Origin of the sequence: Polaribacter sp. SA4-12 (assembly GCF_002163675.1) — a bacterium.
Taxonomy (GTDB): domain Bacteria; phylum Bacteroidota; class Bacteroidia; order Flavobacteriales; family Flavobacteriaceae; genus Polaribacter.
The window spans coordinates 222,927-237,511 of the sequence record NZ_CP019334.1; the positions used below are offsets into that span (position 1 = coordinate 222,927).

At 25.7% G+C, this 14,585-nt stretch carries 13 protein-coding genes; all 13 read left to right on the forward strand.

The genetic code is table 11. From position 1 onward, the window contains the following. Positions 1-15: 15 nt before the first annotated feature. The 13 genes from BTO07_RS00985 (at position 16) to BTO07_RS01045 (ending at position 14,506) form a co-directional block, all read left to right on the forward strand. Entirely contained in the window at positions 16-996 is a 981-nt protein-coding gene (locus tag BTO07_RS00985; protein WP_087519445.1) for a glycosyltransferase family 2 protein, read from the forward strand. An 8-nt stretch (positions 997-1,004) separates the two neighbouring features. Further along, positions 1,005-2,195 (forward strand): glycosyltransferase family 4 protein, encoded by a 1,191-nt coding sequence (locus BTO07_RS00990; protein WP_087519446.1) that lies wholly within the window; start codon positions 1,005-1,007, stop codon positions 2,193-2,195. Positions 2,196-2,220: 25 nt separating this feature from the next. Next, positions 2,221-3,159 (forward strand): glycosyltransferase family 10 domain-containing protein, encoded by a 939-nt coding sequence (locus BTO07_RS00995; protein WP_087519447.1) that lies wholly within the window; start codon positions 2,221-2,223, stop codon positions 3,157-3,159. Between the two features lie 52 nt (positions 3,160-3,211). After that, the gene (locus BTO07_RS01000; protein WP_157663250.1) at positions 3,212-4,093 is read left to right on the forward strand and encodes a glycosyltransferase family 2 protein; all 882 of its coding nucleotides are present in this window, start codon (positions 3,212-3,214) and stop codon (positions 4,091-4,093) included. An 8-nt stretch (positions 4,094-4,101) separates the two neighbouring features. Further along, on the forward strand, positions 4,102-5,031 hold the full coding sequence (locus BTO07_RS01005) for an NAD-dependent epimerase/dehydratase family protein (protein ID WP_087519449.1): 930 nt from the start codon (positions 4,102-4,104) through the stop codon (positions 5,029-5,031). Then, positions 5,015-6,040 (forward strand): glycosyltransferase family 2 protein, encoded by a 1,026-nt coding sequence (locus BTO07_RS01010; RefSeq protein ID WP_087519450.1) that lies wholly within the window; start codon positions 5,015-5,017, stop codon positions 6,038-6,040. Before BTO07_RS01005 ends, BTO07_RS01010 begins: the two co-directional genes overlap by 17 nt. An 82-nt stretch (positions 6,041-6,122) precedes the next feature. Next, positions 6,123-7,238 carry a glycosyltransferase family 4 protein gene (locus BTO07_RS01015; RefSeq protein WP_087519451.1) on the forward strand — a complete coding sequence of 372 codons (1,116 nt, stop codon included), beginning with the start codon at positions 6,123-6,125 and terminating at the stop codon, positions 7,236-7,238. A 4-nt stretch (positions 7,239-7,242) separates the two neighbouring features. Further along, on the forward strand, positions 7,243-9,129 hold the full coding sequence (gene asnB, locus BTO07_RS01020; protein ID WP_087519452.1) for an asparagine synthase (glutamine-hydrolyzing): 1,887 nt from the start codon (positions 7,243-7,245) through the stop codon (positions 9,127-9,129). 15 nt (positions 9,130-9,144) lie between these two features. After that, entirely contained in the window at positions 9,145-10,185 is a 1,041-nt protein-coding gene (neuB, locus tag BTO07_RS01025) for an N-acetylneuraminate synthase (RefSeq protein ID WP_087519453.1), read from the forward strand. Further along, the gene (neuC, locus tag BTO07_RS01030; RefSeq protein WP_087519454.1) at positions 10,178-11,308 is read left to right on the forward strand and encodes a UDP-N-acetylglucosamine 2-epimerase; all 1,131 of its coding nucleotides are present in this window, start codon (positions 10,178-10,180) and stop codon (positions 11,306-11,308) included. The genes neuB and neuC overlap by 8 nt, the downstream gene beginning before the upstream one ends. 1 nt (position 11,309) lies before the next feature. Then, the gene (locus BTO07_RS01035) at positions 11,310-11,963 is read left to right on the forward strand and encodes an acylneuraminate cytidylyltransferase family protein (protein WP_087519455.1); all 654 of its coding nucleotides are present in this window, start codon (positions 11,310-11,312) and stop codon (positions 11,961-11,963) included. A 6-nt stretch (positions 11,964-11,969) separates the two neighbouring features. Next, entirely contained in the window at positions 11,970-13,367 is a 1,398-nt protein-coding gene (locus tag BTO07_RS01040) for a hypothetical protein (protein ID WP_087519456.1), read from the forward strand. Positions 13,368-13,372: 5 nt separating this feature from the next. Beyond that, positions 13,373-14,506 (forward strand): glycosyltransferase family 4 protein, encoded by a 1,134-nt coding sequence (locus BTO07_RS01045; RefSeq protein ID WP_087519457.1) that lies wholly within the window; start codon positions 13,373-13,375, stop codon positions 14,504-14,506. Positions 14,507-14,585 lie beyond the last annotated feature (79 nt).

A 14,585-nucleotide genomic window follows, 5' to 3' on the forward strand; every position in this document is an offset into this window, starting at 1 on the left:
TAAAGTTTAAAAATTATGGTTTCAATAATTATTCCAGTTTTTAATAGAGCTCATATTATCGAGGAAACACTTAAATCTATAATTTCTCAGACAAGTAAAGACTGGGAATGTATTTTAGTTGATGATGGCTCAAACGATTCTATAGAAACGATACTTGATAAGTACATTAATATTGATGTTAGATTTAAGTTTTATAAAAGACCACCGAATAGATTAAAAGGTCCATCATCGTGTAGAAATATTGGAATTGAAAAATCAAAAGGAGAATATATTATGTTCTTAGATTCAGATGATATATTAGCCAATTTCTGTATACAAGATAGATTGAATACTTTTAATAAATATTTAAATTTAGACTTTATAGTCTTTAAAATGAATACATTTTTTAATGAAATACCAATTTTAGAAAGTGAAATTTTACAAGAAAGGGTTAATGAAGATTATTTTTTTAATTTTATTGAGCTAAGAAGCTCTTGGCAAGTAACATCACCTATTTATAAAAAAAATATTATTAAAAAAATTGGAGGTTTTGAAGAAGGGTTAAGTATTTTTGAAGACTTATTATTAGCATCAAAAATTTTATTTAATTCTAATAATTATTTAGTTTTTAATAATGTAGATTGTTTTTATAGAAATAATAATGATTATTTTAAAAAACACAAAGACATTTCTTATTCTGTCAAAGTTGTTGATAGTTTTTTTAAGTTACTCGAATATGAAAGTAACTTATTAAATAAAGAATCTAACTTGTATAGAAAAAGAAAGTTAAAGAAATCTATTTTTAAAGCATATGTTTCTATATTTAATACTTATGTTATCCCAAATTTTCTCATATTTAAGGAAAAGAATAATGAAATAATTGATTACTTATTCACAAAAAAAATTATACAAAAGAACAAAAAAATAAAGTTAAAATTAGTGAATAATTTATTGAAATATGTTCATAAGATTAAAGGCTTAGGGGTGTTTAGGTTAGTGAATTTATTTATTAAATAATAAAAAAAATGAAAGTATTATCTGTAAAATGGTTTAAAATATTACCAATAAAAATTAAATCGATAATCGCGATAATTCCTTTTTTTTATGAGCTAAAAAAAATTAAAGCAGCAGAAATTATTTTTTTTTTTCCATCTTATCATACAGGAGGTGCAGAAAGAGTACATTTAGATATTGTTAATAGTTTTAAAACAAGTAACACATATATATTTTTTGAGGCAAAATCTAATTCAGATAATAATAAAAATGAATTTATTAGGAATAGTAATTACTACGATGTTTATGAGTTATTAAAGAGGAGCAGAATTACAAAGAGTATATTTAGGTTTTTACTAATTAAAACTATCAATAATAGTAAAAATACACATACTTTATTTGCTAGTTACAGTTCTTTTTTTTATACAATAACTCCAAAAATTAAAAAAGGTTTAAAAAAAATTGATTTAACACACTCTTTCTCTTTGTCGGGTAAAGGTATTGAAACTAGTAGTTTACCTTATGCTTCGTTTCTTACTAATAGAATTGTTATTAATGAAAGAACACTTAATGATTTTAAATCTCTCTATGAAGATAATAATTTAGAAAGATATTTTAATAGAATAAAAATAATTCAAAATGGTGTTTCTTTTAAGCAAAATGATTTTTCAATTAAAAAAAATAATACAATAAAAATTTGTTTCGTAGGTAGATGGTCAAATGAAAAAAGACCTGAGTTGTTTCTAAGAATTGCTAAAAGAACAGCATTGAAAACATCAAAGTTTAAATTTTATTTTATTGGTACAAATGTTAATAGTCATAGAAAAACGATTAAAGAGCATAGTACAGAAAGTTTAGGTGAAATAACAAATAAAGAAGAGCTAATAAAACTATATAAAGAGTTTCACTATATCTTTATCACTTCAAATAGAGAAGGTTTTCCAATGGTTTTAATGGAAGCAATGAGTTTTGGGGTAGTACCTGTTTGTACAAATGTAGGTGGTATTAGTGAGCATATTATAAGTGAGGAAAATGGCTATTTAATTGATGACAATGTTGACCAAGAAATAATAATAAAAGACTTTTTAAGAATTATTTATTCATTGGAATCTCATCAAAATTATAATGATTTATCATTGAATACATATAATTATGCAAAAGAAAACTTTGGAATTGATGTATTTAAAAATAGTTATAGGGAATTGTTTTTAAAAAAGAGCTAACTATATATCAAGTAAATTTAATTTAATGAAGAAAATAGCAATAAATTTTACTGATTTTTGGGATGGTTTTAATAAAAAAGAAAATTACTTTTATCGGTTACTCAAAACTAAATATGATGTAGTAATAAGTGATTCACCTGAATTGATTATTTATTCTTGCTTTGGTAATGAATACCTTAAATATAATTGTAAAAGGGTTTATTATACAGGAGAGAATATTAGACCTGATTTAACCGGCTGTGATTTTGCTTTTTCTTTTGATTTTTCAAATAACAAAAGACATTTTAGGTTACCTCTTTATTCTCTTTATATTGAGCAGGACAGAATGTATGATAAATTAAAATTTTTAAAAAAAAAAGATGAGTTAAGGAGAATTTGGGAGAAAAAGAACAAATTTGTTTGTATGGTTGTTTCCAACCCCAATGCTAAATTTAGATTAGATTTTTTTAAAGAATTGTCTAAATATAGGACTGTAGATTCAGGGGGTAAAGTGTTTAATAATGTTGGAGGTAGGGTTGCGTGTAAAACAGAATTTATTAATTCCTATAAATTTGTTTTAGCTTTTGAAAATTCATCTTTTGATGGCTATACTACAGAAAAAATTTTAGAACCAATTTTTACTGATTCTATTCCAATTTATTGGGGAAATAAATTAATAGATAAAGATTTTAATCCTAAAAGGTTTATTAATTATAATGATTATGGCAGTGTTGAGAAACTTTATGCAAGATTGGTAGAAATTGAGAACAACCCCGATATCGCTATTGGTATTCTGAGTCAACCCATTTTCGATATGGATAGTAATGGTTTTGAAAATGAAAGAAAAAAAGTGCTTAATATATTTTCTATATTAATCGAAAGTAAAAAAAGACCTATTGCGAAATCATATAAGTCTTATATACATTTTTTAAAAGTATTTATACGTAAGTTTAAAAAAAAAGTATTAAAATTGAAAAATAATTAATAATTAAAAACATTTTTTATACTTTTAAAATGAATACCTTAAAATATTAAGATTGATTAAGAAGCCGAACCTTGTAAGCGTTATTATTACTACTTATAACAGAAAAGAATATTTAGAAGAAGCAATTTTAAGTGTTCTTCATCAAACCTATAAAAATTATGAAATATTAGTTATTGATGATGGTTCATTAAATAATTACGCAGAAGCAATTTGTAATAAGTATAATAATTGCACCTATTTTTATAAAAATAATGGAGGATTGTCTTCTGCTAGAAATTTCGGAATTCATAACTCTAAAGGGGATTTTATAGCTTTTCTTGACGATGATGATTATTGGAGAGAAGATAAATTACATAAACAAATTGAGTTATTAAAAAAGTTTAAAAATATTGACTGTATTCACTCAAGTGCTTCAGTTGTAAATGCGCAAGGAATTGAAAAAGGTTTGTTTATTGGTGCAGCTAGTAATAAAGTTCACAAAAGATCTGGTTATGTTTTTTGGAATGCATTATCTGTTTGGGTTGTAAAATCGCCAACACCTCTTATTAGAAAGAAGGTGTTTAAGAAAGATTTACATTTTGACGAAACAATTAAAGTAGGAGAAGATATAGACTTTTATCAAAGAATGTTTTTTCGTCATAAAGTTTTATATATAGATGAACCTCTAGCCTTTTATAGAGAATATGATGGTTTTGGAAGACTTTCTCTTCAAAAAAAAATGTATATTGGAATAGAAAAAAAAATGTATTTCAATTTTAAGAAAATGGGAATTAAAAATCCTTTTTTGTTACAAAAAATTGCATCTAGATTGTTGGTTTCTGCAGTAAATAGATATAATTTATTTTTTCCAGATAGTGCAATAAAACTTTCTTTCTTTGACATATACTTTTTCTCAATTAGCAAGTTAAAAAAGATTATTTTTGATTTAAATTAAAAGTTACAATGGCAAATATTTTAGTAACAGGTGGAGCAGGAAATGTTGGTAGCTCTTTAGTGAATAAGTTAGCAAAAGATGCTTCAAATACTATTATTGTCTTTGATAACCTTTTAACAGGTAGAAGACATAAAATACCACAATTGAGTAACGTTATCTTTATAAAAGGAAATGTTAATGAATATAACGATATATCAGCTGTATTTCATAGATATAATTTTAATTATGTTTTTCATTTTGCAGCTGTGGTTGGTGTAAAAAGAACTTTGGAAAATCCTCTATTAGTTTTAGAGGACATAAAAGGTTTTGAAAACATCTTAAATTTATGTAAAAATACAAATGTTACTAAAGTATATTTCTCTTCTTCTTCTGAAGTGTATGGAGAACCTTTTGAGATTCCTCAAAACGAACATACAACACCATTAAATTCTAAATTACCATATGCTATTGTTAAAAATCTTGGTGAATCTTATTTAAAAACTTATCAGCAAGAATTTGGTTTAGATTATTCAATTTTTAGGTTTTTTAATACTTATGGACCAAATCAAAGTGAAGATTTTGTTATACCTAAATTTTTAAATTTAGCACTTAATAATGAAGATATTTCAATATTTGGAGATGGTTTACAAACAAGAACTTTTTGTTATATAGATGATAATATTGATACTATCCTTAAAATTCATAATAATTCATTACTTGATAATGAAGTTATTAATATAGGTAATGATATAGAAATTACAGTTTTAGAATTAGCAAAAAGCATAATAGAAATTACAAAAAGTAAATCAAAAATTATTCATTTACCAGCTTTGAAAGAAGGAGATATGTTGAGAAGATGTCCTGATATTAAAATAATGAAATCTATTCTTCAAAGAGACTTAATGTCTTTAAACGAGGGGGTTTTAAAATTAATTAATCATTATGAGAATAGGAAGTAATCCAGAGAAAATAAATAAAGATATTGATATTAATGCATATCATCGAGTTATAATTCCCGTATATATTCCTAATTTTGAGGGTTATTTTTCTGAATTATTAGAAGTTTTTAAATTATGTTTAGACTCTTTGTTAAAAACAGTTCATAATGAAACTAGAATTACAATTTTCAATAATAACTCTCATCCATTAGTCAAAGAATATATAGATTCGAAATATTTAGAATCGAATATCTTAGATCAAGTTTTTCATTCAAAAGAAAATCTTGGTAAGGTGAATGCAATTTTGGCTTCATCACAAGGAAATTTAGAGCCTCTAATTACTATTACTGATGCAGATGTGTTATTTAAGAGTGGTTGGCAGAAAGCTGTAGAAGATGTTTATTCTGGTTTTCCAGAAGCAGGTATGGTAAGTCCAGTTCCTTCACCGCTCGCCTATAATAATTTAACAGCTAATAATTGGGCTTATGCTTTATCAAAAGGCAAATTGTTTTTTGAGCCCGTATCTGATAAATTAGCCTTAGAAAGGTTTGATGCGAGTCTTGGTAATGATACAAAAATGTACGAGCCAATACATTTAAATAATTTTTTAATTTTAAAAAATAAAAAAAGAGATACGGAAGCAGTAATGGGTTGTGGTCATTTTGTTGCCACTTTAAGAAGAGAAATTTTTGATAAAGGTACAAGCGAACCAGCATTTATTAAAGTTAGTAATGGTGTAGAAACTAAATTTATAGATGTGCCAAATGAATCTTTAGGGTTTTTAAGACTAGCAACTAAAGATAATTACGCATTTCATATGGGGAATAACACAGAAGAATGGATGTTTGATGAGTTTAAAGTTTTAAAAGAAACCGATACTAATTTGCCAAAAGGTATCAGTAAAATAAACTTACCTAAACCAAATAGCTCTTTTCAACTTTTTATTGGTAAAATAATTTCTCGCTTAATAAGTAAAAATCTATTCAGAAAAATGTACTTTAAAAAATTAGGGATGAATTCAGATTATTAAATAAATTCAAAAGAAGTTTAAATATATTTTAGAATTCAATAAACAATTATTATTCACTTTTTTATTCTTTTAAACTATAAAAATGAAAATTGCAAACGTAATTATATCAGAACAAAGTTTACCAAATTTTAAAAATGGTTCTTGGACACAACGTTTAGAATATTTTTTAAAAAGTTCAAAAAATAATATAAATTATGTTGTGTGTAGTGAGCCAAAAAATAATGATATAAAATCCTCGTCAAAATTTTATTATTCTAAGAATAGAAACTCAAGAATAGTAAATAAATTCTTTCCTAATAAAAGATATTCAGACTTTATTTTAAAGATTGAAAAAATATTAAAAGAATACAATCAGATAATAATTTGTGTTGTTGATAATGTTAAATTATTAAATGCAATAAGTAACTTTATTGATGATAAATTATTGAAAAATCGAGTAACATTATTATTTTATAATTGTGGTTATTCTTATTTTTTAGGACAAAAAGAACATGAAGAGTTTTGTAAAAATATAGATGAAGTTGTTTTTTTGACAAAATCAGCATATTTATATAATAAGAAAATTTATAAAGAATTTACACCAGAAATTTCAGTTATAAATAACCCAATAAATAAAGATGTTTTTTATCCAGTTAAAAAAGATATTTATGAAGATGAGGTTTTAGAAAAATACAATCTAAAAGGTAAAACAGTTTTCTTATGGCTTTCACATGATAGAAAAAAGAAAGGATTGTCTTTAGTGTTAAATGCATGGAAATCATGGGCGAATAAAGGTGATAATAATGTTTTATTAATAGTTGGAGCAAAAAGAGAATTGGTTATAGATAATGTTATTTTTGTAGGTCAAATAGAAAGTAGTTTAGTAGATAAATACTATAAATGTGCGCATGTTTATTTGTTTCCAACATTATGGAAAGAAGGTTTTGGGTTAAGTTTATCACAAGCAATTTGTTCAGGATGCTTTTCAATTGCGGCGAATAATGGAGGTGTAGAAGATTTTTTTAAGAATAAAGATGGTATATTAATTGATGAACCAAATATTGTAGAAAATTGGGTGAATGCAATGAAAATTGCTGCTCAGAATGTTGAAAATAGTTGGCAAAATGAAAATTCAGGTAATCAAATACTTAATTTTAATGAATGGGCTGAAAAATTTTCGCAAGTTTTTAATAAATGGCAAATGAGATTAAAAGAGTAATTGTATGTGTGCGATAAATGGTATTATAAACTGGGAAGGTATTCATCAATCTGATATTGATTGTGTAAAAAAATCTTTAAAAGAAATGGATTATAGAGGTCCAGACTTTTCACAAACTTCTATTGATGATTTTTCAATTTTAGGACATAATCGATTAGCTATTTTAGATTTGAATCCAAGAGCAAACCAGCCCCTGTTTTCGGAAGATAAAAGGTATTCAATCGTTTTTAATGGTGAAATTTATAATTATAAGATTTTAAGGAATGAATTAATTTCTCTTGGAGTCAATTTTAAAAGTACATCAGATACGGAAGTTCTATTAAACGGTTTTATTTTATATGGTATTGAAGTTTTAAAAAAACTAAGAGGTATGTTTGCCTTTGTTATTTGGGATAAAAAGGAAAAAAAAATATTTGCAGCTAGAGATCGTTTTGGTGAAAAACCATTTTATTTTATTAATAAAGCTCAAAACTTTTTTTGTTTTGCTTCTAATTTAAATGGTATTGTTCAACTATCAAAAGAAAAACTAGAAATAGATAAAGTTGCAGTTTATCAATTACTAAATCAGCAATATATTGATGTTGATACATGTATTTATAAAGGGATTAAAAAAATTCACCCAGGAAGTTATTTATTAATTACGAAGGATAAGACTGTTATAAAAAAATATTGGCAATTAGATTATAAAGAAAAAATTAATTTTGATTTTAAAACAACAAAAAATAAAGTACAAAAAATATTAAAAAGTGCTGTTAGTGAGCAATTAGAAGCAGATGTATCAGTAGGTGTTTTTTTAAGTGGAGGAGTAGATTCCTCTATTATTGCATCAATAGCTAGCAAACAAAAAAATGATATAACAGCTTTAACAATATCTACCCCAGATGATGTTAAAAACGATGAATCCAAATCGGCAGCTTATGTAGCAAATACACTAAAAATAAATCATAAAATCATAAAATTAAACAGAGATTGTGTTAATGAATTACCTTATATTTTAAAAAATATTGAACCACTTAGTGATGCTTCTTTAATACCAAGTACAGCAATTACAAAAGAAGCTAAAAAAGAGTTTAAAGTAATGCTTAGTGGAGACGGAGGTGATGAAGTTTTTGGAGGGTACAAAGTTCCTTTACAATATAAAGAAAATACATTTAAAGGTAATTCTATTACCTCTTCTATAGTAAACAACCTTATTAAGAAAGCGGACAATCCAATACAAAACCATTTCTATTCTAAATTAAATACTAAAAGAATATTTAAATGGGGAGGATTGGAATCATATTATAATAATACATCACTTTCTAAAACTTTAGAAAAAGAAATATTAAATCAAGATTTTAACCTAATATCATCTTCAAAAAAATATTATAAAGAATCTTTAAATTATATTACTAATAAAGAAGATTCTCTTTTTTATGTTGGTATAAAGTCTAAACTAGTTGATGATTTTTTGTTTAAAATAGATAGTTCTAGTATGCATAATTCTATTGAGTCGAGAGCTCCTTTTTTAGATCATAGATTAATAGAATTTACATCAAAGTTATCACTAAATCAGTTATGTCCAAATAATATTGATAAAGAAATTCTAAAATCTATTGGAACTGATTATTTGTCGAAAGAGTTTTTTAACTTGCCAAAGAAAGGCTTTTCTATACCTTATTATAATTATTTAGAAAATAGCTGGGGAGATATTTTACTTTCTCTTATAAAAGAAGGTGTTTCTTCAGACTTGGGGCTTTTAAAACCAAATTCAGTTGAAAAATTATTAAATTATTATAAAATAAACCCTAATTTTAGAATTGGTAAGATTTTATATAGTATTTTAATATTAGAAATTTGGTTAAGGGTTTTTCATTTAAAAATGAACCCTAATGATATTAAATTAATTTAATAAAAAAGATAAACATTGAGCAATTTTATTGAAATAGAAGGAAGAAAAGTAGGAATTGATTATCCTCCGTTTGTAATTGCAGAAATAGGAATTAATCACGAAGGCTCTCTAAAAGTAGCCAAAGAAATGGTTGATGCAGCTTATAGAGCAGGTGCAGAATGTGTAAAACATCAAACACATATTGTAGATGATGAGATGAGTGGAGCCGCAAAAAAAGTGATTCCTGGTAATGCAGATATTTCAATATATGAAATAATGAAACGTTGTGCTTTAAATGAAGACGATGAAATTGAATTAAAAGAATATGTAGAAAGCAAAGGAATGATTTTTATTTCTACACCATTTTCAAGAGCAGCATCAGAAAGATTAGAAAAAATGAATGTTGCTGCATATAAAATTGGTTCAGGAGAGTGTAATAATTATCCTTTATTAGAACATATTGCTTCTTTTGGTAAACCAGTTATTATGAGTACTGGTATGAATACAATTAAAAGTGTAGCTAAAGCTGTTGAAATATTTGAAAAAGCAAATGTTCCTTTAGCATTATTACATACAACAAATCTATACCCAACACCAGTTCACTTAGTACGTTTTGGAGCAATGCAAGAATTATCTGAAGCATTTCCCAAAAATGTTTTTGGTTTATCTGATCACACATTAACTAATCATGCTTGTCTTGGTGCTGTTGCTTTAGGAGCATCAATTTTAGAACGTCATTTTACAGATTATAAAGAAAGGACAGGGCCAGATATTGTTTGTTCTATGGATGAAAATGATTGTAAAGAATTAATTACTGGAAGTAATTTAATTTGGAAAATGAGGGGTGGAACGAAAGAACCTGCTAAAGAAGAACAGGTTACTATAGATTTTGCATTTGCAACTGTTGTAACTATTAATTCAATTAAAAAGGGTGAAACTTTCACTAAAGAAAATATTTGGGTTAAAAGACCAGGAACGGGTGATATTTTAGCTGAAAGTTATAATGATGTTTTAGGGAAAAAAGCAGTAGACAATATTGAAAAAGACACCCATTTAAATTGGTCAAATATTGAGTAATCAAAAAAAAATAGTATTCCTTACTGGAACTCGTGCTGATTTTGGGAAATTAAAGTCCTTAATAAAAATTACACAAGAGAATTCAAATTTTGATGTTCAAATATTTGCAACAGGAATGCATTTAGATGAAAAATATGGTTCTACTGTAAATGAGATTTATAAAAGTGGATTTAAAAATATTCATACTTTTAAAAATCATGCAGGTGCTGAGTTTATGGATAGAACTTTAGCAAAAACAATAACTGGATTTTCAGAATATATTGCAATTCAAAAACCAGATTTAATTGTAATTCATGGAGATAGAGTAGAAGCATTAGCAGGTGCAATTGTTGGAAGTTTAAATAATATATTGGTTTCCCACATTGAAGGAGGCGAGGTTTCTGGTACAATTGACGAATTAATACGCCATTCTGTAAGTAAATTATCTCACTTACATTTAGTTTCTAATAACGAAGCTAAAAAGAGATTAATACAAATGGGGGAATTAGAAAGTTCTATTTATGTTATAGGTTCGCCTGATTTAGATTTAATGAACCCTTCTAATTTACCTAGCCTAGAAAAGGTGAAAGAATATTACGAAATTTCTTTTGAAGAATATGCAATTGTAATGTTTCACCCTGTAACAACTGATTATAAAAATATAAAAGAAAATTCGAAGGAATTTGTAGATGCGTTATTAAAATCAAATGAAAATTATGTCGTAATATTTCCGAATAATGATTTAGGAACAGAAGAAATTCTTGATGAATATAAAAGGTTAGAAAATAATTCTAAATTTAAAATATATCCATCTTTAAGATTCGAATATTTTTTAAGACTTTTAAAAGAAACCAAGTTTATAATAGGTAACTCTAGTGCAGGAGTTAGAGAAGCACCTTATTATAAAGTACCAACAATAGATATCGGAACAAGACAAAACAATAGAGGGCAAGCAAGTTCTATTATAAATATAAATTATAATTTTGATAAAATTTTGTTAGCTATTAATAATATAAAAGTAGTAGAACAAGATATTAACATAACAGAATTTGGAGAGGGGAATAGTAATGAACTTTTCTTACATTTGTTAAAATCAGAATTGATTTGGAAAGTTAATTGCCAAAAACAGTTTCAAGACTTATAATATGAATGTTCTAGCAATTATACCTGCAAGAGGAGGCTCTAAAGGGATTAAGAAAAAAAATATAATAGATTATAAAGGTAAACCATTAATGCAATGGTCTATAGATGCTGCTTTAAAATCTAAATATATAACAGAAGTTGTGGTTTCTTCAGATAATGATGAAATATTAGATTTAGCAAGTAAAAATAAAGATATAATCACTTTAAAAAGGCCAAAAGAGTTAGCAGAAGATAGTTCTAGAACAGAACCTGTTTTAAAACACATTATAGAAAGTCTAGATGCTTCAAAATATAGTCATATTATTCTTTTACAACCAACTTCTCCGCTAAGAACAGTAGAACATATAGATAATGCTTTTAAATTATTATTTAATTCAGAAGCAAATTCATTAATTAGTGTTTGTAATCTAGAACATCATCCTTTTAAATCTTTTAAAATTGATAAAAATGGATTTTTAGAAGGGATAATAAATAATGATTACCCTTTTTATCCTAGGCAGTCATTACCTAAAACGTATAAAGCAAATGGAGCTATTTATATTATAGAAGTAGATGAGTTTAAAAAGAATTTCTCTTTGTTAACAGCGAAAACAATTCATTTTGAAATGAATAAAGAGAGTAGTATAGATATAGATACATTAGAAGATTTAAAATAATTTAAGATGAAAATTGTAATAATTGTTCCAGATGGTGTTGGTGTTAGGAACTACTTGTATTCTAATTTTATAGATTATTTGATAGAAAATAACCATGAGATTATCATTTATAATAAATTATCTAAATCAGCTATAGAAGAGATAAAAAGGATAAAACCACAACTTAAAAACTTTGAGGTTTTATCTAATTTTGTTGAAAATGGAAAAGCAAGATTATTAAGAGAAAGTTTAGCATATGGAAGACTTTTACGAAATAGAAAAACTTTAAAAAATTATTCGATTTTAAAATTTTGGAATCCAAGTAAAAAAGGCATTAAAAAGAGTACTCTTTATTCTTTAGCAGAAATATTAGGCTTTGTGTTTTCTAAGTCTTCTTTTTTAATTAATAAAGCAGATTTCTTTTATGAAAAAGAAATTTCAAAAAGTGAAGCAACAAAAATTAATTTAAATAAATTAAAAACACTTTCTCCAGATTTTGTTTTAAATCTTCATCAAAGAGCTACAATAGCATCACAAGTAATTTCTGCTGCTAAGAAATTAAAGATCAAAACAGGTACTGTTATTTTTTCTTGGGATAATGTACCTAAAGCAAGATTAATTTCTCGTTACGATTATTATTATGTTTGGTCTCATTTAATGAAGGAAGAATTATCATTGTTATACCCAGAAATTGCATCTAAACAAATAAAAATAACTGGTACTCCTCAATTTGAGTTTTACTTTAACAAAGAGTTATATTTAGAAAAAGAATTATTCTTTAAAACATATGGCTTAGATATTAATAGAAAAACTATTTGTTACTCTGGTAATGATTCATCATCACCATACGAAGCAAATTATTTAGAGGATATTTGTGAAGAAGTAAGTAAAATTGATGATGAAAAACGACCACAGATTCTCTTTAGAAGATGCCCAGTAGATAAATCTAGTAGGTTTGATAATGTTTTAAAGAAATATAAAGGCTTAATCTATTCTATTGATCCAGATTGGAAAACTGATAAAGAAAATGATGACTCTTTTACTACTATTTTCCCCAAATATAATGATATTATTTTACTTGTCAATACCGTGAAATATTCTGATTTAGTTATTAATTTAGGCAGCACAATGGCACATGATTTTGCCGTTTTAGATAAACCATGTTTATATTTGAATTATAACCCTGTAAACAACTCATTATTTAAAGTTGAAGATGTTTTTAATTTTCAGCATTTTAAAAGCCTGAAAAATTTAGATGCTGTTGGTTGGATAAATAATAAAGATGAAATTATAAAGAAAATAGTAGAGACTTTAGATAAACCTGAAGAAATGGGGAAAGAACGAAAACTGTGGTTAAAAAGGATTGTTTCTCATCCTTTACAAAATAATACAGAAGAACTTTGTAAAGCAATTTTAAGAAAGTAATAATTATGCACATTTGTTTTATTTCTAATGAATTTCCCTTACCAAATATTTCTTTTGGAGGAGCTGGTACGTTTTTATTGACCTACTCAGAACTGTTAATTAAAAACGGTCACAAGGTTTCTATTGTTGGTGTAAAGGAGGGAGATGAAATAATTACAAAGATCAATAAGGTATCTATTTATTATGCAAAAAGATCAAATATTAAAGGGTTTTCTTGGTATGTTAACTCAAAGTCAATTAGTAAATTAGTTAACAAAATAAATATAACAAATAAAATAGATATTTTAGAAGCACAAGAAGCTGGTTTTGCTTTTGTTGATACTCCAAAAGGAATAAAGAAAATTGTTAGAATGCATGGTGGGCATTATTTTTTTCACATTTTTGAAAATAAAAAATTGAATTGGAAAAAAGCTTTATTAGAAAGAATAACTTTTAAAAAAGCAGATGCTGTAATTGCAACTTCAGATTTTGTTAAAATTCAAACTTCTAAATTTATTGATTTTTCTAAAAAGAAAAATATTACTATAAATAACCCTATATTAATAGACCAGTTTTACCCTGCAGATAAAAATAAGATTATAAAAGGAAGTATTGTTTTTGCAGGTACAATTTGTGAAAAAAAAGGAATTAGACAATTATGTTTAGCAATTCCAGAAATAGCTAAAGTATTTCCAGAAATTCATCTATATATTTATGGAAGAGATTGGTTCTTTTCCGATGGTAAGTTATATAAAGATTGGTTATTAGATCAACTGTCTGATGAAATTAAAAGTAAAATTACATTTAGAAAACCAGTTCCTTATAGTGAATTACCTAAAGTTTATGAATTTGGTGAAATTTGCGTTTTTCCTTCTCATATGGAAGTTCAAGGATTAGTTGCTCCTGAAGCAATGTCTATGGAAAAATTAGTGATATTTACAAAATATGGCCCAGGACCAGAAACTATAGATGATGGTGTTAATGGGTTTCTTTGTGAACCATTAATAGTTAAAAGTATTTCAGATGTTGTTGTTAAGGTTTTGAATAACAGACAGAATAATAGGGGAATAGAAATAAGAGCAAGGGAAAAAGTTATTAGTAAGTTTTTACCAGAAATTATCTTTAAAAAAAATATAGACTTTTACACTTCAATTTTTTAAATATCAGAAATTGTATCAATTCTTAATCAGATATATAAAGCTTAAATTTGTTAGATAAAAAGGTTCTCAATTAAAATAA